Below are 21,418 nucleotides of genomic sequence, written 5' to 3' on the forward strand. Positions count from 1 at the left end.
AATCCTCTGTAGGAGCTGCCGCAGGCTGCGATCTTTTGATTGTAAAAACCCAGGATCAAAAGATCGCAGCCTGCGGCAGCTCCTACAGGAGAATTGCGTTACAGATCCAGCACCAGCAACTGCTCGCTCTGCGCTGGCACCGCGCAGCAAATCAGCACCTGCCCCGCTTCCGGCATGTCCGCCGGGGGCTGTGGATAATTCACCGCGCCACTGACCAGGCGTGTCTTGCAGGTGCCGCACGAACCTCCACGGCAACTGAACTCGGGGCGCAGGCCACGGCTTTCTGCGAGCTCCAGCAGACTGCCGCCGTCCGGCTGCCAGCGCGCCTCCTTGGCAGAACGCTCGAACATCACCGGCACTGACGTGATCGCGGCCGGTGGCTGCTCGATGACCACCGCATCCGGGTCTGGCTGGCGCTTGAGCGTCGACGGGCCGAAGGTTTCGGCATGGATCCGCGCGTCGCGAATGTCCAGCTCGCGCAGACCGTCGTAGACACCTTGGGTGAAAGCGCCGGGGCCACACACAGCAAAATCGATCTGGTCGTAATCCTCGACCTCCAGCAGTTCGCGCAGCAGTGCCCCGTCGATACGCCCACGGCGGTCGAAATCCACGCCTTCATGCACGTCGGCTTCCGGCTGGCTGAGCAGGCGAATCACCCGCACCGCGTCGCCAGCACTTTCCAGCAAGCGATCAAGTTCCTGGCGAAACGGCTGATCGGCCAGGCTGCGCGAACTTTGCAGCAACCACGTCGGCCGAATCCGCCGGGTGCGCAGGCCTTGATACACCACCTCGCGCAGCATCGACAGCAACGGCGTAATGCCAACCCCCGCCGCCAGCAGCACCAGCGGCCGTTGTTCCAGCGGCGCCACTGTGAAGTGCCCCTGTGGCGCCCGTGCCTCAAGAACATCGCCGACCCGGATCTGCTGGTGCAAATGGCCTGAGATCAAGCCCTCGCGTTTCACACTGATGCGCAGGAAATCATCCGATGGCGCACTCGACAGGCTGTAGGTGCGGATATGCGTTTCCCCGTTCAGAGTGAAGCGCAGCGGCAGATGCTGGCCGGCCTGAAACACTGGCATCCCTGCACCGTCGTCCGGTTGCAGATAGATCGAGCGGATGTGCTGGCTCTCCCTTTCGAGGCGAGTTACCCGCAGCGGCCGCCAGCGGTCACCCAAGGCCTTGGCCTGCAAGCGTGCTTCGGCCTGGGCCCAGGTGCCGGTTAGCAGGCTGGTGGGCGACATGCCGTCGAAGCGCCAGCGCAGGGCCAGTGCCGCCGGACGCCGCACGAGTTTCTCGACCTCGAATGTCCACAGACGCTCGGCGCCCTGGAACGCTTCAATCTGCGGCCCTTCAAGGATGATTTCGGTCCGCCCGCTCAGTTGCAGCACATCGCCTGTGGAAAAGTCGATGAACAGCAGACCAGCCTTGGGATTGAGCAGCAGATTACCGAGCGTGTTGAAGTGCAGGTTGCCGGCAAAATCCGGGATGGTCAGGCGATTACCTTCGACCCGGACAAATCCGGCCTGCCCGCCACGATGGGAAACATCCACCGCACGTTGTCCGTCGGCATCGACGTAACTGGCGACAAAGAAGGTGTCGGCGCCTTCGATCATCGCCCGAGCCGCGTCATCAAGACCGTTGCCGTGCTGCGCTGGCCGCGTCTGCGGATCGCTCAGCGGTACGCGCTGGAACTGGCGTAGCTGGATATATTGCGGACAGTTGCCGAAAGCCTGATCCACGCTCACCTCGAAACCCTGCTCGGTGAGATTGGCGACATGACCGTTGAGGCGATTGCGGCGACGGGTATGCAATTCAATGCCGAGCAATCCGATCGGTTCGCCATTGCGCAATTGCGCTGGATCATCAGCAGCGGGTTGGCTGGCGAAATGCAGATGCCCGGGATCAGGCGAATGAGCAAACCCTGGCGCGCCTTCGAGCACACTGGCCCATGGACGCCCGTCAGCATCGACCGCGCCGTACAGCATGAACGGCAATTGCTCATAAAAGGCGCGGTGTTGATCCGGCATCCAGTCGCGAATCACTTTTCGGCCAAAGGCCTCCATGCGCTCGGCGACGCCGACATGGGCCTGCAGTTGTTGCTCGCCAGCGTGCCACGGTGAACGTTCCATCACGCCTCTCCCCGCGCCGCCGGCGCATTGTGGATAACTCGATCAGATCAGGGCTGAACCTCAGGCAGTCTTTTGCAGACCAGCGACCGTGCGCGGCATGCCGACAAAACCGGGCAAGGCTTCAACCCGCGCCAGCCAGGCACGCACGTTGGCGTAGTCGTCCAGCGCCACGTTGCCTTCCGGCGCATGGGCGATATAACTGTAGGCGGACACGTCGGCGATGGTCGGCTCGTTGCCGGCAAGATAGGGGGTCTTGCCCAGTTCCACTTCCATCACTTTGAGCAGGTTGTGCGCACGGGTAATCGCTTCTTCAGCATTCAACTGTGCGCCAAACACCGTCACCAATCGGGCAGCAGCAGGTCCGAAAGCAATCGGTCCGGCAGCGGCGGACAACCAGCGCTGCACCCGTGCCGCACCCAGCGGATCGGTCGGCAGCCAGCGACCATTGCCATACTTGAGCGCCAGGTACACCAGAATCGCGTTGGAGTCGGCCAGCACCACGCCGTCATCGTCAATCGCCGGCACCTGGCCGAAACTGTTGATCGCCAGATACGGCGCCTGCTTGTGCTCACCCTTGGCCAGATCGACCAGGATCAGTTCGGTCGGCAGTTGCAGCAGGGACAACATCAGCTCCACCCGATGGGCGTGGCCGGAACGCGGGAAGTTGTAGAGTTTGATCGCTTGCATGGTCGACTCCGCTGGAGGTGGCGCCGTTCGGGATGGCAGCGCCGATGGAGGCCATCTTCCCCCCATCCTCAAAGCAACAGAATCACCAGCAATCGCAATCGATTATTTCACTGGATGAAATAACGCTGCGTTCTGCAGCGCCGGATGCTCTCGCAAGGCTTTCACTGCATGGTCGACAAAACTGCGCACCCGCGCCGGCGCCTTGCGCCCGCCCTGATACACCACATGGATCGGCAGCGGCGGCAGTTCGAAGTCGGCGAGGACAATTTCCAGCTCGCCGCAGGCCACCTTGCCGGCAACCTGATAAGACAACACCCGGGTCAGCCCCAAACCCAGGCAGGCCGCAGTAATCGCCGCCTGATTAGCGGTGACCACCAGCCTCGGTTCAGGCCGCACGCTGATCGCTTCGCCCTGATCCACAAACGGCCAGCTGCGCAACTGGCCGATGGCCGAGGTCGCCACTACCGGCGCGCCGGCCAGTGCCTGTGGATGCTCGGGGCGGCCGTACCGGGCCAGATAGGCCGGCGACGCACAGATCACCCGCCGTACTTCGCCAACCCGGATTGCGTGCTGATTGCTGTCCGGCAACTCACCGATGCGCACCGCGACATCGATGCCCTCCTCGACCATACTCACCACCCGATCAACCAACAGCGCATTGATCGAAACGTCCGGGTATTGCGTCAGATAAGCCGCCATCAGCGGTGTGACAAACAGCTCGCCGAACAAAACCGGCGCGGTCACCGTCAATTGCCCGCGGGGCTGGGCATGACTGCCGGCCGCCGAATCCTCGGCTTCCTGCACCTCGGCGAGAATTCTCCGACAGTCTTCCAGATAACGCTGACCCGCTTCGCTCAGATGCACACTGCGTGTGGTACGGATCAGCAACTGCGTGCCAATACGCTGCTCCAGCGCTGCTACCGCGCGGGTGACACTGGCGGCGGACAAGCCAAGGCGTCGCGCCGCTGCCGAGAAGCCCTGCGCCTGAGCCACCGTGGCGAAAATCTGCATTTCCTGGAAGCGGTCCATGGATGCCCTCGAGTCGAATACAAAAATCGCAGCCGAGGCTGCGATTTTTGCGGGTTGGGTACCAACAACATAGTTTGACACAACCCATCGCGTAAATCGGGGTCTGTAGGATGATTCGCGATAAAGACAACAGCAACATAGATTGACACAGATGGGCTGCGCTTCAAATACAGGGCCGGGCTGCTCCCAACATAGTGTGACACCAACAACTGAAGTAAGCGGTCAGGAGGGGAGCAGCATAATCTGCGGTCTTCAGCACAAGCTCAGTGCGATGTCTAAATCTGTGCGCAACCTACGGCCGGCTCCCATAAGCACATAAACCGTATTTTTCGTCTCAAACAAGCAGTTGTGAGTGAAGGAAACCCCCAACGTTGATCTGACCCAATCACCAGGCGCAAAACGACCTTTTCTATCTTGGATAACCGTCAATGCGTAAACCAAGGCAGGGATAAGCCCTCTATCGGTGATGGCTATTCGTTGACGTGTTGTAACTTCGAGATCCAAGATTACCCAATCAGCAACAAGGCAATATGCACGGGAAGGAAAATGCAGACCTGCGAATGTCACTGCATCTAAATCGGGGAGTGGGCACCCGTTTATGTTTTCGCCTGCGGAAAGCAGCGAGGTAAACGCCGCCAAATTCATTCATCCCTCCAGCCGGTCGGTAAACTGACTCGAACGTGAATCATCCATAAGCATAGCTCTCAGCGAACAGCCTGGTACCGATGGCGACGAATAGTAGCCAGGTCGCCTCACACCTGGTTTCTCAACTCTCCCTTTATCTCACTGAACGGGATGATTTCTATTGGCGGCGTCACAGCACAAATCGGTTTACGCCAATAATCCACGCTATGCCATTGGCCGTGCTTGAACCCAACCTCTGGGTAGGTGCCGATGTGGGTGAACCCGAGTGCTTCATGGATACCTATACTTCCTGCGTTGGGTAAGGCAATGCCGGCATAGGCTGCATGAATCCCCTGTTTCTCTAGAACTGGTAGAAGCTGCTGATAAAGCGCACGACCAACCCCTTTTCGGTGCACAGCCGGATCAACATACACGGTGACATCCGCCGACCATCGATAGGCTTCTCTCGCTCGATGCTCGCTTGCGTAAGCGTATCCAACGACGTTGCCCTCCACCTCGGCTACCAGATAGGGATGCGGCGGTAGTGTTGCGGTTATTCTTGATGCCATCTCATCAACAGTCGGTGGTATCAGCTCGAACGAGATGACTGAGTTCAAACCATTGGAGCATAGATAATCTGGATGGCAGGGGCATCAGATGGTGTAGCAACCCTCACTTTGTAATTCATGTCTTTCCTTACTGCCCCTTTAAAAAATCGCGTTTGAAAGGCTGAACCACCTTAAGGCCTAGCCCTTCAGGATGTCGCGATAGGAACGTGAACTACGCCTTGAGCGGGCTTACCGCATCCACGAACCGTAGAGAGCATCGTTCAGTGAATTGTGAGCTTTTGCTCATGGGGACTAGGCTGCGGGATATCCACGACAACGTCTTTAGCACCGAGAACCTTCGCCAGGAACAGCGCCGTTAACCCACCGAAAAACTGCGCGATGATGAACAGCGCTACGTCTGACATCCGTATCCCCGAGAATGTATTGGTGAACACGCGAGCAATCGTCACCGCCGGATTCGCACTTAAAAACCAGTCGGCCCCTACGCATGCGCTTCAAGTTTAAATCATGCCGCCCGTCAGGAGACACATGCGAAGATTCGTTGTAAATAGGAGCCACTCATCGGTGGGTATGTGCCGCAGAAATATTTTTTTGAAAAAAAATACAGACATTACAGAATTGTAATTCTTCAATCATCTCCCTGTTATCTTCAAATTGCAACGATACAAGTCGGCGACGATACGAAAGCGCAACGCGCTTTCCGTAAACAATAATTCCAGCCGAAGAACTTACTAGTTCTGCCAAACCTAAGGAGTGATTAATGGATAACAATACAAAATTCTCAATGGCCGCTTTAGCGTTGGTTGTCAGTTCTGGGCCTTCCATGGCATTCGCAGAGGAAAAGACTGGGGGATTTATCGAAGATAGTAGTCTTTCCGTGCTAAATCGAAATTTCTACTTCAATCGTGACCATCGTAACGGGCAATCAAGCCCCACAGGCAATGGTTATTCAGAGACTTGGTCGCACGCGATCATCAGTAAATTTGAATCCGGTTTTACTCAAGGCACTGTCGGTGTGGGCGTCGATGCTTTCGCGATGATTGGGTTGAAGCTTGATACGGGTGACGGTCGAAATGGTGGTCGTAGTTCGTTCGATGTACTGCCTGTCAATGGCGATGGTGAGGCTCGAGATGAGTACACAAAAGTCGGTGGGGCAGCAAAGGTTCGCGCTTTTGACACAGTAGTGAAAGTTGGTGATGTTTTTCCAGCGAACCCCGTCGTGGCTTCTGGCGACTCAAGACTACTACCCGAAAGTTTCCGCGGTGTAACCGCGACCAATACCAGCATTGAAGGACTGACTGTTCAAGGTGGTCGCCTGCACGCCATGAGCCAACCAGTCTCCAGCAATATGCGCGACAACTTCGCGACATTCTATGCAGGGCCTGTTAATTCACCTTGGGTAGGCTATTTCGGCGGCGACTACAACGTTAACAAAAATATCATCGTTAGTCTCTATTCCAGTCGCCTCAAAGACGCTTGGAATCAATACTATGCGGGCACGGGATTGAATTACTCACTGTCTGATCAGCTTTCTGTATTCGGTGGCGTGAATTACTACAAGGCCGTTGATGAAGGAAAGAAACTGCTGGGAGAATTCGACAACAATATTTGGAGCACTAAAGTTGGCGTGAAGTATGGTGCGCACTCACTTGCACTTTCTCACCAGCGAAATAATGGTAATGACGACTTCGACTATCTGCGTCAGTCGGACTCTATCTTTCTCGACAACTCGATCCAATACAGCGATTTTAACTCGCCAAAAGAACGTTCGTGGATGGTTCGCTACGACCTCGACATGAGCTCGTACGGCGTACCAGGCCTGTCGTTTATGACACGTTATGGTCGCGGCACCGACGCTGACTATTCCAACGCTAACGCAACATACATGAGGCGCGATGCAGACGGGAACCCGTTGACAGATCAGAAACGTTGGGAGCGCGACATTGAGGTGAAGTACGTCGTTCAGACAGGTTCCTTGAAAGATATGTCTTTCCGCTTGCGGCAAGCGAATACTCGCGCAACCGCTTTTGAATCGGATCTGGATGAGGTCCGTGTGATTGTTGAGTACCCACTCGCCATTCTGTAATACCTAAACGGGAAAATTCTCGGTTCTTCTAAATTGTCCCATTTTTGATTGAAAATTTCAAAATTGTAATTTTTCAATCATCTCCACGTTAACTAGGATTGCTTATAGTGAGTGGGAGTTATTAGGAATCTAGCTAGCGCATCTGGTTAGATCTCTACAGACAAGTAGCAAGCCTGTGAAAATCTGGAAACTCATTGTTGCTCAGTTAAAGCTACAATTTCACCTTTAGAAGCTCCTTCGGAAAAGGGTGAATTTTTAAGACGTCCCTCGGGACGTCTTTTTTATACCTGTTCGAAGCGAATCTAAAAAACGCCCGATTCCTATTTTTCATATCAGTCGAGCGTTATAGATTGTTCAGATAGTAGGATAGCTACTAGCCACCACGTTTGCGACACTCTCCAGCCACAGTGTACCTAATCGTATTTAGCTGCCCATTTGAATCTTCATAAGTCATGGCGGCTGGCACCACCGCGCAGACTTTTGCAGGCCGCACCACACTGATCACTTTCACAACATCCATCTTCATTCCGTACTCGTATTGTTTCGCTACAGGTGCGCTTTTCCCTTGGCTAATAGCATACTGCTCCATAGCTTTAGCATTAGCCGCCATCATTTTCTCAAAGGTTTTGTCTCCTCCCCCTTCAGCAGAGACAAGAGAGGATAACGCCAGAGTTCCAGCGAGAGTAATAATGCTCATGAATTTCATATTGAGTACCTCATATATTAACAGTTACCAGAATATCAACTAGAACATTGCGTAGGTGTGGCGCCAGGATTACCGATGTCCAATCTGCCATCCAAAAAAAACCGCAACCGGAAACCGGAAGCGGTTTTTTTTATTCAGCGTACTGCTACATTTACATTTCATCAGTCTCATCTTTAGCATCACTTGACACTACTGGCTCGATTTTTCCTTCTTTAGCCACGTACTTCTCCATTGCTAGATCATTTGCGACCATCATTTTCTCAAAGGTTCTGTCTCCGCCACCTTCGGCTAAAGCAACTGAAGAAAGGACTAAAGCACTCGCAAGAGCAAAAATTTGAGCAATTTTCATACTGACACCTCATCTAGTTGACACTCTTAGGGTATCAATTCGAACCTATCAACACGGTGGCGCCTAGATTACAGATTCGTTATGTTGCGCACATAAAAAAGCCCCCCATCGAATCTCGATAGGAGGCTTTGAGAAAACTAAATTATATGGATGCTATTTTGTCGTCTTTGGTTTCTTCCTCGTCTCGGCGGTGCACCCATTGATAAAGAGCAGGCAGTATCAGCAGAGTCAACACAGTTGAGGATAGGATTCCCCCGATTACTACGGTAGCTAGGGGTCTTTGAACCTCTGCCCCCGTTCCGGTTGCCAGTGCCATCGGAATAAACCCAAGAGAGGCCACGAGAGCTGTCATCAACACCGGACGTAAACGTGTGAGAGCCCCTTCATTAATTGCGGAACTTAAAGAATGTCCTTCCTCGCGTAGATTACGTATGAAAGCGATCATCACCAGACCGTTTAGCACCGCCACTCCCGACAACGCGATGAAACCAACACCTGCCGAGATCGATAGCGGGATGTCTCTCAGCCATAAAGCCATGACACCCCCTGTCAATGCGAACGGAATACCAGTAAACACCAGTAGGCCATCCTTGAGGTTGTTGAACATCATGAACAAGAGTGCGAACACCAGAAGCAGGGCAACCGGCACTACAATCTGTAGTCGCTTGGCAGCGGATTGGAGCTGCTCGAACTGCCCTCCCCAAGTGGTCCAGTAACCGGATGGGATTTGCACTTCCTTATCAATGGCGCTACTGGCCTCCTGTACAAAAGAGCCGATATCACGCCCACGCACGTTGGCGCTGACGATCACCAGACGCTTGCCGTTTTCTCGGCTGACCTGGTTAGGTCCCAACACTAGATCGAGGGTCGCCACCTCTGAAAGAGCTATGAATCCGATCTGGTCAGCATTGGTGTTGAGCAACGCCGGTACCGGGATTAGCAATGTGGACAATCCCTCGAGATCCTTACGCATCGCGTCGGATAAACGCACCACCATGTCAAATCGGCGGTCTCCCTCATACATCGTACCGGCTTGTCGACCGCCAACTGCCACCGCAATGGTGTCTTGCACGTCGCCTACGTTGAGTCCGTAACGGGCGGCTTTGTCGCGGTCGATGTTGATGGTCAGTACCGGCAGTCCCGACGTTTGCTCAACTTTGACCTCGGAGGCACCATTGATCTTCAGCATTGATGCGGCGATTTTTGCAGCGGTGCCGTTGAGCACCGCCATGTCATCACCGAATACCTTGACCGCCACATCACTACGTACGCCTGAAATCAACTCGTTGAAACGCAGTTGAATAGGCTGAGAAAGCTCATAGTTGCTTCCGGGCATCGCAGCTGCAGCTTTTTGAATATCGTCTATCAATGCCTCCCTTGATTTATTCGGATCAGGCCATTGACTCTTCGGCTTGAGCATCACATAGCTGTCAGAAATGTTTGGAGGCATTGGATCGGAGGCAATTTCGGCAGTACCTGTACGACCAAACATCCGTTTGACCTCCGGTACTTTTGCCAATACCAGGGTTTCAAGGCGTTGCTGCATCTCTACCGATTGCGTCAGGCTGGTACCTGGGACACGCAATGCTTGCAACGCGAAATCGCCTTCGCTGAGACTCGGCACAAACTCACTACCCATCCGACTTGCGACCACACCGCATATTGTGATCACGCCTAATGCCATGGCGAATGCCAACGATCGATGGCCCATGACCCAGTCCAAAGCTGGAGCATACATCCGGCGGGCGCCACGCATGATGACGTTTTCTTCTTCCTTGACCTTGCCGGTCACGAACATCGCAATCGCAGCAGGGACAAAAGTTACTGACAACAACATCGCCCCCAGTAAGGCGATCACTACGGTGAAGGCCATCGGGTGGAACATTTTTCCTTCGACGCCAGTAAGCGCAAAAATCGGTAGGTACACGACCATAATGATCAACTGACCGAAAATTAATGGTCGGCGTGCTTCCTTGGCAGCAGCGAATACTTCGTGAAAACGTTCAGAGCGAGTGAGGATGCGCCCGTGGTGTTGCTGCGCATGGGCCAAACGCCTGATGGCGTTTTCAACAATTACCACCGCACCGTCGACGATGATGCCAAAGTCCAAAGCCCCAAGGCTCATCAGGTTGGCGCTAACTTTATTGGTAAACATGCCGGTGAATGTGAACAACATAGCGAGCGGGATAACCATGGCAGTGATCAGCGCTGCACGTATATTTCCCAAGAACAGGAATAGAATCGCAATCACTAGGATTGCACCTTCGATCAGGTTCTTTTTTACCGTGGCAATCGCCTTGTCCACAAGATTGGTACGGTCATAGACAGTGACTGCTACAACCCCTTTTGGCAGTGAACGGTTGATTTGCTCAAGCTTGTTGGCAACGGCCTGCGCCACGGTGCGGCTGTTCTCGCCGATTAGCATGAACACTGTGCCGAGCACCACTTCACGACCGTTTTCGGTCGCTGCTCCCGTGCGCAATTCACGGCCGATATCCACGGTTGCAACATTCTTCACACGTATTGGCGTACCGTCGACATTGGCCATGACGATATTGGCGATATCGTCGGTGGTTGCTACTTGACCAGGTGCACGAATCAGTAACTGTTCGCCGCTGTGCTCGATGTAACCGGCACCGACGTTAGCGTTGTTGCGCTCCAGCGCTGTAACAAGGTCAGTCAGCGTGAGCTTGTAAGCGGCCAAGCGTTTTGGATCGGGCGCAATCTGATACTCCTTGGCAAACCCGCCAATGGTATTGATTTCGGCGACCCCAGGAACATTGCGCAGTTGAGGCTTGATGATCCAGTCTTGAATCACCCTCAGGTCGGTCGGCGTATAGGGACTGCCGTCCTCCTTGACAGCCCCCTCTTCAGCCTCGACCGTCCACAGGAAAATCTCACCAAGACCGGTTGAGATCGGTCCCATGACAGCTTCCACACCTTCTGGCAGTTGCTCTTTGGCCACCTGTAATCGTTCGTTGACCAATTGCCGAGCGAAGAAGAGGTCCGTGCCCTCTTTGAAAATAACAGTAACTTGCGACAAACCCGAGCGTGACAGCGAACGAGTTTGTTCTAGAGCCGGTAAACCAGCCATTGCTGTTTCGATGGGGAACGTGATGCGTTGTTCGGTTTCCAGTGGTGAAAAACCTGCTGCCCCCGTGTTGATTTGCACCTGGACGTTGGTGATATCGGGAACCGCGTCGATCGGCAGCTTCTGATAGCTTGCTATACCGAGGCCGGCCATGAGGAAAACCGCGAGCAGTACGATAATGCGCTGCTCGATGGCAAATTGGATCAGGCGTTCGAACATGAGAACCTTCTCGTGGAAATGGCGGATCAGTGGGCGTGTTCAGCCGAGGCTTTACCCAATTCTGATTTCAAAATGAAACTACCGGCGGCGGCGATTTGAGCTCCGGGCTCCAGGCCTTCCTTGATCTCGACCAGACCCGCCGAACGACCACCTGTCTCCACTGGCTGAGCTCTAAACCCGTCCTCCGTTCGAACGAAAACAGTTTGCTTGTCCTCGACCGTCTGAAGAGCCGCCTCTGGTACAGCGACCTTTGTCTGCCGAGTACCGGTGTCAACCTGCACGGTCACAAATAGCCCCGGACGCCATGCACCTTGTGGATTTTCCAATGTCACGCGGACCGTGGCTGTACGGGTTTGCTCGCCCAACAAACTGCCGACATAGGCCACGGTTCCAGTGACTTCAGCATTCAACTCCGGCGCACTGACCTTGACCGATTTGCCTACGAGTACCTTGTTCAAATCCTTTGGTGAGACTCCAAAGGTCACCCACACACGCGACAAGTCGGAGAGCGTAAAGGCATTGGTGGTTTCGCTGACAACTTCACCGAGGGCCAAATGTTTCTCGACTACAACCCCGTCAAACGGCGCACGCAATTCATATCGATTACCCCCGCTGGCGACCGAGCTACCACTCAGTACGCTAATTTTTTGCCGAGCATTGCTGAGAGCAATTTCAGCTTCTTGCAAAGCCTGGCGGGCTTGCAGGAAGTCCTGTTCTGCAGAGATTTTGTCCTGCCATAACTGTCGCTCTCGCTCGTAGGTAGTACGCGCCAACTCAAGACGACGTTGCGCAGCGGCTTGTTCACTGCGCTGATCAGAAATTTGTTGGCTAGCGATTACGGCCAGCAACTGACCTTTTTTCACTGGTTGACCAAGATTGGCATGAACCGACTCAACGACACCAGGTACGCGGGGCACCACGTGCGCAGTGCGGTCTTCATCAAAACGGATTTCTCCAGGAAAGGGCAATGAAAGGCTGATGCTCTGCGCTTTCGCTTCAACCAGTTGGATGCCGGCAGAGCTGATCTGCTCTTCGCTCAGAGTCAAATGACCCTCTTCAGCTTCGCCTTCTGCGTGTTCGCCCTCGGCCGGTTTTCCGTCAGCAGTTTCATCGCCGTGATCGTCATAGCCTTTGCCCTCCTGAGTCTGAGCTTCAGCTGAAGGCACCGATGGGCTTGTCATCCAAAACGAACCGATGCCTATACCTATTGCCAAGGTTAGTGCCGAGACGAGGATTAGTTTTTTATCCATGGAGACTCCCTGCGCAACCCAGTCGGCATTCACGGATTAACGTGGTATTGCGATACTGAGCAGCGGTAAAAAAAGCGTTATATGAAATTCACGGGGTACGAGTGAGAATGGCAACATCACCGAAAATTCGCTCGATACGCACCCAGGCGTCTGTCGCCTCGGCGATGGCTTGGATGTATTGCGTGCGAGCGCTAATCAATGTGCGCTGAGCATCGAGCACGTCGAGAAAGTTAAACTTACCCATTTCGAAACCTCGGGTAGCGGTATCGACGGCACTTTGCGCTGCAGGCAGGATGGTTTGATTGAACGACGCCACTTCAGTGTTAGCAGTCAGCCACTGATCTAAGGTGGTTTGGATCTCTGTGCGCAGTCGTAACTCACTGGCATTCCGAAGGTCGCGAGATTGATCGGCACGGCGGGCTGCGGCCAGTACGTTGCCTTGGTTACGGTTAAACAACGGGATGGGCATAGATAGCCCTACGACATTCACCCGCTCGCGCTCACGCTCGTCGTATTGACTCCCGATACTCACGGTCAGGTCCGGAATTCGACGAGCCTTCTCAAGACCAAGAGAGGCTTCCCGCTGATCTATTTGCAGTTTTGCTAATCGTAGCTCTGCAGTTTCACCAATTCGGCTAAACAGCAGCGACGAATCGGGCACGGTTGGCATCGACCGATTTGGATCACCTACGGACACAAATGCAGGCAAAGGCGCCCCCATGACCTGAGCGAGTCTCTGGTAGGCACTGGCCTCATCCCGCTCAGCCCGCCTCAACTCTAGGCGCACTTCTGATAGCTGAACCTCTGCGCGCGTACCTTCAACGGGTGAGGATTTGCCACTCTTGATGCGACCTTGCGCTGCACGCAAACCGCGCTCGGCGAGCTCAAGTGATTGACGTGACAGCAGCAGTCTTTGCTGAGCCGTTGAGGAACTATAAAAAGCCTGAATGACATCGGCACGCAGAACGTTACGCTTGCGCTCCAACTCAATCCCCGCTGCGTCCTGAGCTCTATTGGCCACTTCAATCCTAGCTCCACGCTTACCGCCAAGCTCTATCGGCTGGCTGATCATTACCGTCGTGGTGCGCGAGTTTCGCCGAGTATCTTCAGCCTCCCAGGAAACCTCAGGGTTTGGAATCAATCCAGCCTGCTGTCGCTCTCCCTGAGCAATACCTGTCTCCCATTGAGCGGCCGCTAGGTCTGGGTTGTTGGAAAATGCAGTTTCAAGCGCTTGATCCATTGTGAGCATTTGAGCGTTTGCGGCTAACAAAGGAGCATTCAAAAGAGCAAGGATCGAAATAAGACCTGCTTGTAGCATGGTTTTATGCGTGATTGGGTGAGCAATAAACTTTCTAAACCGAAGTAATTCCATCATTCCCCAAAACCTTTATACAAAAAGAATTTCCCATGAGGCAAATATAATTCCGTACACCTATCAACAAGGTGACTGAAGAATTACAAATACGTTATCTAACGAATAAGCCTCACTTAATGCATTAGGATTAGGGCAATAAGTGCTCGCACCAAGCGACATCCCTAGACAAAAACGGGAGGCGGCTCTTGTACTACAGGGTGACGAGGGTCGCACGAAACCTTGTTAGTTTTAAACTCTATGATCCCAGAAAATTAAAAATGCAACCAGAATCCAACGTTTAAACAGATGGTTAACTTTAAACAGATTCTACGAAAAGAGCCATTACGAACCACTTTAAGAAGGGTTAATTCCTATGCGTATTCTTGTGATAGAGGACGAGCCAAAGACTGCTGAATACTTACATCAGGGTCTAACTGAAAGTGGCTATATTGTAGATTGCGCATCGACAGGAGCTGATGGACTCCATCTGGCACGGCAGCAAGCTTATGATCTGGTATTACTTGACGTAAATCTTCCTGAAATGCACGGATGGGACGTTCTTGAAAATATTCGGCGGTCTAGCAGTACTAGGGTAATGATGCTTACTGCAAGAGGACGCTTAGAAGATAAAATTAGAGGATTGGATCTGGGGGCTGATGACTATCTTGTCAAGCCATTTGAATTTCCAGAGTTGCTGGCAAGAGTACGCACTCTAATGCGTCGTAGCGAACACATACCAATTCAAGAAGTGTTAAAAGTTGCTGATCTTGAACTTGATCAAGGAAGGCATCGCGCATTTCGCGGAAAACAACGCATAGATTTGACGACGAAAGAATTCGCACTGCTCCATCTATTAATGCGTCAATCTGGAGAGGTGTTATCTCGTACTCAGATCATTTCATTGGTTTGGGACATGAATTTTGATTGCGACACCAATGTTGTCGAAGTTTCGATACGTAGGCTCAGAGCTAAAATAGATGACCCATTTGAAACTAAATTAATCCATACGCTCCGCGGCGTAGGTTATGTACTGGAGGAGAGAAAATGAAGCAAGTCAGCCTGTCAATGCGATTGGGTTTGACAGTAAGTATAATGGGAGCAGTACTAGTAGTTTCTTTAGCGATTCTGGCCTATTTAGCGCTTACCCACGAGCTTGATTTGCGTGCAAAAAACAGCTTAGAAAAGAAAATGAATCAAATTGAGCACAGTTTACTGATGGATATCAGTACTAGCAACATGAGCCTAAAGCCACACGCACTATTAGATCAAGTGCTAGGGCATGACAATCTTAATCTCACTATTTTTGATGATGAAAATCTGAGTGTCCCTGTCCTGAGTTTTGGAGCAGATATAACCGTAGTTTCTAGGAGCAAAATCGGAGCAACCGATAGCACTAAGATTTCTTACTACTCCTCGGCACAGGAAAGCGAAAATCACATCCTCACAGCAGCGAAACTCATGAGGCTAAAAGATGGTGAATTCGTATCAGTCTTGCTGACTATGGACCGCTCGAATGATGAATCACTGTTAAGCTCTTATTTGAGTTCAACCATCGTAGCGGTTCCGCTGTTGTTGATCCTTATTGGTATCAGTGCTTGGGCGATAGTGCAACGCGGATTGTCCCCACTCCGGGAATTCTGTGAAGTTGCGGGAATGGTATCAACCCAAGATCTCAGTCACCGACTCTCCGTTGTCAATATGCCCCAAGAGATCAGTGAGCTAGCTCATGGCATAAATTTCATGCTTCACCGACTTGATAGCGGAGTCCAACAACTCACTCAGTTTTCAGATGATTTGGCGCATGAGTTGCGGTCACCGATTACGAACCTTATGGGGAAAGCACAGGTAACTCTTTCTCGTGATCGCTCAGTAAAGGAGTATAAGTCTGTACTAGAGTCTTGCACCGAAGAGTTGGGGCGAGTCACTAGAATTATATCTGATATGCTTTTTTTAGCCCAAGTAAGTCACCCAGCCGCACTTGTACCATTCGAAAACATTTTGCTGGAAGACGAAGCTTTAAAAGTAATTGATCTTTTTTCTCTTTCGGCTGAAGAAAAGTGCGTCGGCATAACCGTCAGTGGTCAGGGTAAAGTTTCAGGCGATCGACTCATGATTCAGCGCGCCATTTCGAATCTTTTATCAAACGCCATTCGTCACTGCCCGATAGAAGAGTCGGTTGTTATTTCCATTGAAACGCGAACCGAAGAAGTCTCCCTTTCAATAAGCAATCCCGGAGTGGGAATTGAACGCCATCACTTGCTTAATATCTTCGATCGTTTCTATCGAGTGGATAATAGTCGCTCACGAGCTGAAGGTGGCACTGGATTAGGATTGGCTATTGTCCGATCTATCATGAGCCTCCATCATGGAACAGCAGATGTCTTTAGTATACCAGGGCATCCGACAACCTTCAGAATTACATTCCCGAAGAACATTTCAACTAGTAACTTAAACTCTCAAAGACCGGGGGAGGTTTTTAGTTAGGATTTAATTTAATCAAAAGCAATATAAAACAGCTTGGCTGCACGAGTCAGATCACTAGGTAATATATAAGTGGGGATCGATGCTTAAAAACCCAAAGACAACATTACTCTTTTTGCTCAGCCAGAGATGAAACCGATGACTCACCAATGGATAGTGAAGATTTAATAGCCCTGTGCAAAATATAACCTTCGTCAAGATACATTACTAGTGCCCAAGAGCAATCCAACGTGAACATCTATTGGTACCGATCTTTGTGATACCCACCTATTACGCAGGTTGATCATGCCTTCATGGATAATCACTCGAGAGTGTGTGGTCTTGCAGATATAGCGTCGCAACCCCCTACTTCGGAATTAAGCTAAATTCAGCATGTTTATTCTAAACTGCAAATCGTATAGACTTTCGTGCAATCTAGATTTTAACGTTATCTTAAGCGCTTGGTGCAAAATTAAATCCCTACTGCAGAACCATTCCGCTTCCTGAGACAATTTTAGAGATTACATAACTGCCTTTCTATAATCAATATTTTCAGCGCGTTTAATTTAGTGCAATCCAATTATTTCGCACAATATCAAAATAAGAATGGCTAAACGGGGTTAATGGGCACGCGACTCAAGGACATATCCAGCACCTCGCAATGTATGGATAAGCTTGTCGTCAAAAGGATCATCAATTTTAGCTCGAAGCCTCCTCATTGCTACTTGAACAACGTTCGTGTCGCAATCACTACTCAGACCCCAGACAGAAGACTTAATCTGCGTGCGCGATAGCGTCGTGCCTGATTGACACATCAAAAAGTGTAGCAAGGCGAACTCCTTGTTAGTCAGGTCAATTCGCTGGTTAGCGCGAAAGGTCCTGTGCCTACCCAGATCGAGCTCCAAATCGCCAACGCGAAGCACATTTAGCGATGCCGACGACCCAGTTCGACGCATTAAAGTACGGACTCTAGCTAACAACTCAGGAAACTCAATTGGTTTGACCATGTAATCGTCAGCGCCTAGATCAAAACCCAAGACTTTATCCTCAACACTACCTTTCTCGGTAAGCATCATGATCGGGGTAATAATTACCTCGCGAATACTTACAAGTAGATCCCAGTCGTCACTTTGCGGGGGGTTTACGTCTAGTACTACAAGGTCATAAGCCTGTTGGGAGACTAAGTTTATGCCATCGATTCCGTTTTGTATGCAATCAACGATAAAGCCGCTTTCAGTCAGACCCTGGCGCAAATAATGAGCGGTTTTCGGATCGTCTTCTATTATCAAGATACGCATTTATTATAAAGTCTCGATACTAATTGAAAATACCACCACACTCATTTAGGCAACTTTACTCACCGGTTCACTTTAGCATCTCAACTGGATGAGTTAAGCCATTACAGAATATCGCGCATTTTTTCAGTTTCTGTTAAATGAGTGAATTGAGACACACGACCATACGGCAAATAGATTTTAGACTACTTGATGACGATAGATGGTCTTATTACAAATTTGTAATTCTTCAGTCACCCTCGCGATAACTCTTATGCAGTACATTGAGCATGCAATATATCTAAACACTCTAGACGCTGCAGATGTCCCTACTGTTAAACGATGAAAACGGCGCGCCTTGGGGGCGAAAATTTTGTGATGCCATCTCGCATTAGAAAAATGTTGTGGTCGGCTGATTCCCTGCCTCGGGAATCATTGATGACGACCGCGCATGAGCCAGCCAATGTAAGACGAGGAACAGTCACCAACCCGTATTATCAAATGAGCCAAGACTCGCAGACGCCGAGCGGGAAATACAGAATAGCGCAGCCAGGCTTTAACAGAGTTTGAACCCCGATGCCGTACTAAAAACGGCTGCCAAAGCTTTCAACGAATATTTGAAATCAACTGCAAGGCGTCGCCTGACTCCGAGGAGTGTGCGTTATGCGAGTACGGCGATGTTTCGCGCAATGAGGATTATCGGCATTCGAAAGTGGTGAACTTGGTAAGCGCATCAAGACCGCTTTGGTCTCTCATCCGCAACTAGAATTCCTTTTTAGACAACTAGTCGCGCCTATCAGAATAGTGATCTAAACAATTTCATCACCTATGCCTTCGATACTAAGACAGATGCGCAACGTCAGCAAGAAAACCATACCCCCGCGACCCAACCACCATCATTTCGCTCCAAAAAAAATTGTTTTTTAAGTCAAGTCGAGCGGATCTATCAGTACAACACTTACTTGGGGGGCATCTCATGAAAAAAATCCTCATCGGTTTTGGCGTTTTGGCGGTTTGGCTAATCGTGGAGCTTCAACCAACCGAGGAAAGCGTTGAGGGTCACTGGTGCATCCATGAATTACATCGCTCTGTTGCTGATTTTTTCTTCCCTAAAACGTAGCGGCAGTCCAGTGACAGTTTGCGCGCACGATCATGTCGAGATATTCCGAGATACCCATGAATAAAAAAATACCAATTCTGAGTACGAAAATTATACTCAGTAGCAATCAATTAATTATTGCAGTTTCAACTTGGCTTCTGTTGTTCAGTAACTGGCCATTTTGGCGAGTTGTTTGGAAAAGCGTGGGAGGCCTACAAGACGGAAGCATCTTATTTGTGCTTAGCCTGCCTTGGTTCGTGTTGATGTGGCTGTACGTGTTACTCAGCGCGATGGCTTGGGGACGCTTCATAAAGCCTGTGCTAGCCATTGTTCTGTTGGTTGCGGCAGCAGCGAGTTACTTTATGAATAGCTACGGCATTGTAATTGACTACAGCATGCTAACGAATGTTATTCAAACAGACATCTCTGAGACCACGGACCTGCTGAACTGGGAGTTACTGCGATGGATGCTGGGTTTTGGTGTTCTACCGGTGCTGCTTATCACCCGAGTCCGTTTGATACAACGATCGCGCACCCGCGCGCTTGCTCATCGATTGATGGGGCTGGCGGCAGCACTTACCTGTTTGGCAATCATCGTATTTACGCTTTACCAATCTTATGCATCGCTCGTACGTAACCATCGCGAACTCAGATTGATGTTAGTTCCTTCGAATGTGGTTTCGGCAATCCATGGGTATATGCGTCGCCAGCTAGCACAGCCCACAGAACTAAAAATCATTGGTGCTGATGCCCGCCAAGGAGAAACTACTGCGAGTGTAAAAAAATCACGCCTGACGTTGTTAATTGTGGGTGAAACCGCTAGGTCCGCGAACTTCTCGCTTAATGGCTACACACGCGATACCAATCCGGAATTGACTCGGCGTGGTGTCTTAAGTTTTACCAATGTCAGTTCATGTGGAACAGCTACGGCAATCTCCTTACCTTGCATGTTCTTGGATGCGGGTAAACAAGGCTATAAAGACGGTATGGCGTTACGGAGAGAAGGCTTATTAGACGTGTTGCAGCGGGCCGGAGTATCGGTACTTTGGAGAGATAACAATTCGGGTTGTAAAGGTATTTGTGACCGAGTAAAAAATGAGAAATTGAACAATCAGAAAACATCAGGATTATGCAGAGCAGGCGAGTGTTACGACGAAGTCTTATTGCAAGACCTGCAAGCTTACTTGGATCAACAACAGGGTGATTCAGTCGTGGTTCTCCACATGAAAGGTAGTCACGGCCCATCCTACTACAAGCGCTACCCACGCGAATTCGAGCGATTTGGTCCCGTTTGTGATAATAACCAACTAGAGCGATGTACGCGCGAGAGCATAGTCAGTGCCTATGATAACAGTATCGTCTATACAGACTATGTACTTGGACAAACGATTGACTTGCTAAAGCGCAACGCTGAGCGCTTTGATACGGCTATGCTTTACGTCTCTGATCACGGTGAGTCTCTCGGCGAGAACGGGATATACTTGCACGGACTGCCTTATGCTATGGCGCCCAAAGAGCAGACTAGCATTCCCATGGTTCTCTGGATCTCCAAAAACATGCAATCTCGTCAAAAACTAGACGTTCAATGCTTGAGGGAACAGCGAGGCGCATCACTATCCCATGACAACTTATTCCATTCGATATTAGGATTGATGAATATCCAAACTTCGGCATATCGACCTGAGCTTGATCTGTTTAGCGCATGTCAATCCAAAGCCTTGGCCTCATTAAAACTTACTTCAATGACTGGCCAGCAGCAGTAATAGCAGCCAACTAGTGGCAAGAATGAAGTCTAAAGATCATCATTAAAATTAACGCACACTCCACTCAGAGCCATTCATATTAGAATGGTAAGTTTTCAAGCATCTAAAAAAACTGCGACCGACTGTCCGTCTTTTTATTTGACGATTCAGTCGGCCTTTGCAACACTCAATACGAGTATGCCTTCCAGGTGCTTTGCAAATAAAGTAACTCTAAAACTATAATATAAATATATTTAAAATTAACTGCAGTGGGGTTCCTCGGTGAATTTGCGCGAAACATCGACCGCTCCCAAAGCTTCCAATGTTCGGCGTCCTATCAGTACGGGATAGTTCATCTCGCCTCGATCTTTCAGAGAAAATTCCTCTTTATAAATTTTATCTCCTATGCACATCGTCATCATGACGACTGGACGATGTTCAGCGCCGCCGGCACCTCTAACTTTTACATTTCGTTCAATCCGTCGTTCGAAGAGTGCGCTACTCACCTTCTTAGTTTTGGTGTCTTTGACTTTAACGTTAAACCGAATCCATTCTTCTCCATCTTTTTGGAATCTTTTTAAGTCCTTCGCATCCATGGATGACGTAAGAGCCCCAGTATCCAACTTTATTTTCACGGCGATATTTTCTGGTAAAAGTATCCCTTCTTCAATCCACCCGAATACCTTTTCTGGTCTAGCCGGGCTCGACAAAACCGGCTCTACTGTTAGAGACAAAAGCATTATCATGCAG

16 protein-coding genes and 1 pseudogene are annotated in these 21,418 nt (G+C 50.7%); 4 read left to right on the forward strand and 13 right to left on the reverse strand.

Translation table 11 applies throughout. The annotated features are described in order from the left end of the window. Window positions 1–98: 98 nt before the first annotated feature. From GTQ41_RS28160 to GTQ41_RS28185, 6 genes and pseudogenes are all read right to left on the reverse strand, one after another. Entirely contained in the window at window positions 99–2,129 is a 2,031-nt protein-coding gene (locus GTQ41_RS28160; protein ID WP_047297374.1) for a pyridoxamine 5'-phosphate oxidase family protein, read from the reverse strand. Window positions 2,130–2,189: 60 nt separating this feature from the next. After that, window positions 2,190–2,816, reverse strand: a complete 627-nt coding sequence (locus GTQ41_RS28165) for a glutathione S-transferase family protein (RefSeq protein WP_047297375.1) — start codon at window positions 2,814–2,816, stop codon at window positions 2,190–2,192. Window positions 2,817–2,918: 102 nt separating this feature from the next. After that, on the reverse strand, window positions 2,919–3,845 hold the full coding sequence (locus tag GTQ41_RS28170; RefSeq protein WP_047297376.1) for a LysR family transcriptional regulator: 927 nt from the start codon (window positions 3,843–3,845) through the stop codon (window positions 2,919–2,921). 252 nt (window positions 3,846–4,097) lie between these two features. After that, window positions 4,098–4,490 carry a hypothetical protein gene (locus tag GTQ41_RS28175; RefSeq protein WP_140396033.1) on the reverse strand — a complete coding sequence of 131 codons (393 nt, stop codon included), beginning with the start codon at window positions 4,488–4,490 and terminating at the stop codon, window positions 4,098–4,100. Between the two features lie 107 nt (window positions 4,491–4,597). After that, window positions 4,598–5,157: pseudogene (locus tag GTQ41_RS28180) on the reverse strand (arsinothricin resistance N-acetyltransferase ArsN1 family B). Between the two features lie 141 nt (window positions 5,158–5,298). Further along, window positions 5,299–5,472: a hypothetical protein gene (locus GTQ41_RS28185; protein WP_230679402.1), complete on the reverse strand. Its 174-nt coding sequence runs from the start codon at window positions 5,470–5,472 to the stop codon at window positions 5,299–5,301. A 326-nt stretch (window positions 5,473–5,798) separates the two neighbouring features. On the opposite strand from GTQ41_RS28185, the gene GTQ41_RS28190 reads away from it, so the two are divergent. Further along, the gene (locus tag GTQ41_RS28190) at window positions 5,799–7,124 is read left to right on the forward strand and encodes an OprD family porin (protein ID WP_217325398.1); all 1,326 of its coding nucleotides are present in this window, start codon (window positions 5,799–5,801) and stop codon (window positions 7,122–7,124) included. A 373-nt stretch (window positions 7,125–7,497) separates the two neighbouring features. Here GTQ41_RS28190 and GTQ41_RS28195 read toward each other — a convergent pair whose 3' ends face one another. From GTQ41_RS28195 to GTQ41_RS28215, 5 genes are all read right to left on the reverse strand, one after another. Further along, on the reverse strand, window positions 7,498–7,830 hold the full coding sequence (locus tag GTQ41_RS28195; RefSeq protein WP_042561900.1) for a DUF2790 domain-containing protein: 333 nt from the start codon (window positions 7,828–7,830) through the stop codon (window positions 7,498–7,500). Window positions 7,831–7,981: 151 nt separating this feature from the next. Then, window positions 7,982–8,179, reverse strand: a complete 198-nt coding sequence (locus GTQ41_RS28200) for a co-regulatory protein PtrA N-terminal domain-containing protein (protein ID WP_042561901.1) — start codon at window positions 8,177–8,179, stop codon at window positions 7,982–7,984. A 142-nt stretch (window positions 8,180–8,321) separates the two neighbouring features. Continuing rightward, the gene (locus GTQ41_RS28205; RefSeq protein WP_042561902.1) at window positions 8,322–11,489 is read right to left on the reverse strand and encodes a CusA/CzcA family heavy metal efflux RND transporter; all 3,168 of its coding nucleotides are present in this window, start codon (window positions 11,487–11,489) and stop codon (window positions 8,322–8,324) included. Between the two features lie 26 nt (window positions 11,490–11,515). Continuing rightward, window positions 11,516–12,739 (reverse strand): efflux RND transporter periplasmic adaptor subunit, encoded by a 1,224-nt coding sequence (locus tag GTQ41_RS28210; RefSeq protein ID WP_042561903.1) that lies wholly within the window; start codon window positions 12,737–12,739, stop codon window positions 11,516–11,518. Window positions 12,740–12,827: 88 nt separating this feature from the next. Then, window positions 12,828–14,057: a TolC family protein gene (locus tag GTQ41_RS28215; RefSeq protein WP_225138954.1), complete on the reverse strand. Its 1,230-nt coding sequence runs from the start codon at window positions 14,055–14,057 to the stop codon at window positions 12,828–12,830. 409 nt (window positions 14,058–14,466) lie between these two features. On the opposite strand from GTQ41_RS28215, the gene GTQ41_RS28220 reads away from it, so the two are divergent. Beyond that, window positions 14,467–15,141, forward strand: coding sequence for a heavy metal response regulator transcription factor (locus GTQ41_RS28220; protein ID WP_080896080.1), 675 nt, complete (start codon window positions 14,467–14,469; stop codon window positions 15,139–15,141). Continuing rightward, entirely contained in the window at window positions 15,138–16,577 is a 1,440-nt protein-coding gene (locus GTQ41_RS28225; protein ID WP_042561904.1) for a heavy metal sensor histidine kinase, read from the forward strand. The genes GTQ41_RS28220 and GTQ41_RS28225 overlap by 4 nt, the downstream gene beginning before the upstream one ends. Before the next feature lie 596 nt (window positions 16,578–17,173). Here the strand turns inward: GTQ41_RS28225 and GTQ41_RS28230 are convergent. Next, a complete protein-coding gene (locus GTQ41_RS28230; RefSeq protein WP_047297377.1) occupies window positions 17,174–17,851 on the reverse strand; it encodes a heavy metal response regulator transcription factor in 678 nt (225 codons plus the stop codon). A 1,152-nt stretch (window positions 17,852–19,003) separates the two neighbouring features. Between GTQ41_RS28230 and GTQ41_RS28235 the strand changes: the two genes are divergently transcribed. Next, window positions 19,004–20,689: a phosphoethanolamine transferase gene (locus GTQ41_RS28235; RefSeq protein ID WP_047297378.1), complete on the forward strand. Its 1,686-nt coding sequence runs from the start codon at window positions 19,004–19,006 to the stop codon at window positions 20,687–20,689. 239 nt (window positions 20,690–20,928) lie between these two features. On the opposite strand, the gene GTQ41_RS28240 is transcribed toward GTQ41_RS28235, so the two are convergent. After that, window positions 20,929–21,414 carry an ATP-dependent zinc protease gene (locus GTQ41_RS28240; protein ID WP_155416825.1) on the reverse strand — a complete coding sequence of 162 codons (486 nt, stop codon included), beginning with the start codon at window positions 21,412–21,414 and terminating at the stop codon, window positions 20,929–20,931. Window positions 21,415–21,418 lie beyond the last annotated feature (4 nt).

Source organism: Pseudomonas sp. AN-B15, assembly GCF_019056475.1.
Taxonomy (GTDB): Bacteria; Pseudomonadota; Gammaproteobacteria; order Pseudomonadales; family Pseudomonadaceae; genus Aquipseudomonas; species Aquipseudomonas parakoreensis.

Excerpts from the sequence above, each read along its gene's own strand:
- GTQ41_RS28160 (WP_047297374.1), bottom strand. The coding sequence starts at position 2,129 with ATGGAACGTTCACCGTGGCACGCTGGCGAGCAACAACTGCAGGCCCAT.
- GTQ41_RS28165 (WP_047297375.1), bottom strand. The coding sequence starts at position 2,816 with ATGCAAGCGATCAAACTCTACAACTTCCCGCGTTCCGGCCACGCCCAT.
- GTQ41_RS28170 (WP_047297376.1), bottom strand. The coding sequence starts at position 3,845 with ATGGACCGCTTCCAGGAAATGCAGATTTTCGCCACGGTGGCTCAGGCG.
- GTQ41_RS28175 (WP_140396033.1), bottom strand. The coding sequence starts at position 4,490 with ATGAATTTGGCGGCGTTTACCTCGCTGCTTTCCGCAGGCGAAAACATA.
- GTQ41_RS28190 (WP_217325398.1), top strand. The coding sequence starts at position 5,799 with ATGGATAACAATACAAAATTCTCAATGGCCGCTTTAGCGTTGGTTGTC.
- GTQ41_RS28195 (WP_042561900.1), bottom strand. The coding sequence starts at position 7,830 with ATGAAATTCATGAGCATTATTACTCTCGCTGGAACTCTGGCGTTATCC.
- GTQ41_RS28200 (WP_042561901.1), bottom strand. The coding sequence starts at position 8,179 with ATGAAAATTGCTCAAATTTTTGCTCTTGCGAGTGCTTTAGTCCTTTCT.
- GTQ41_RS28205 (WP_042561902.1), bottom strand. The coding sequence starts at position 11,489 with ATGTTCGAACGCCTGATCCAATTTGCCATCGAGCAGCGCATTATCGTA.
- GTQ41_RS28210 (WP_042561903.1), bottom strand. The coding sequence starts at position 12,739 with ATGGATAAAAAACTAATCCTCGTCTCGGCACTAACCTTGGCAATAGGT.
- GTQ41_RS28215 (WP_225138954.1), bottom strand. The coding sequence starts at position 14,057 with ATGCTACAAGCAGGTCTTATTTCGATCCTTGCTCTTTTGAATGCTCCT.
- GTQ41_RS28220 (WP_080896080.1), top strand. The coding sequence starts at position 14,467 with ATGCGTATTCTTGTGATAGAGGACGAGCCAAAGACTGCTGAATACTTA.
- GTQ41_RS28225 (WP_042561904.1), top strand. The coding sequence starts at position 15,138 with ATGAAGCAAGTCAGCCTGTCAATGCGATTGGGTTTGACAGTAAGTATA.
- GTQ41_RS28230 (WP_047297377.1), bottom strand. The coding sequence starts at position 17,851 with ATGCGTATCTTGATAATAGAAGACGATCCGAAAACCGCTCATTATTTG.
- GTQ41_RS28235 (WP_047297378.1), top strand. The coding sequence starts at position 19,004 with ATGAATAAAAAAATACCAATTCTGAGTACGAAAATTATACTCAGTAGC.
- GTQ41_RS28240 (WP_155416825.1), bottom strand. The coding sequence starts at position 21,414 with ATGATAATGCTTTTGTCTCTAACAGTAGAGCCGGTTTTGTCGAGCCCG.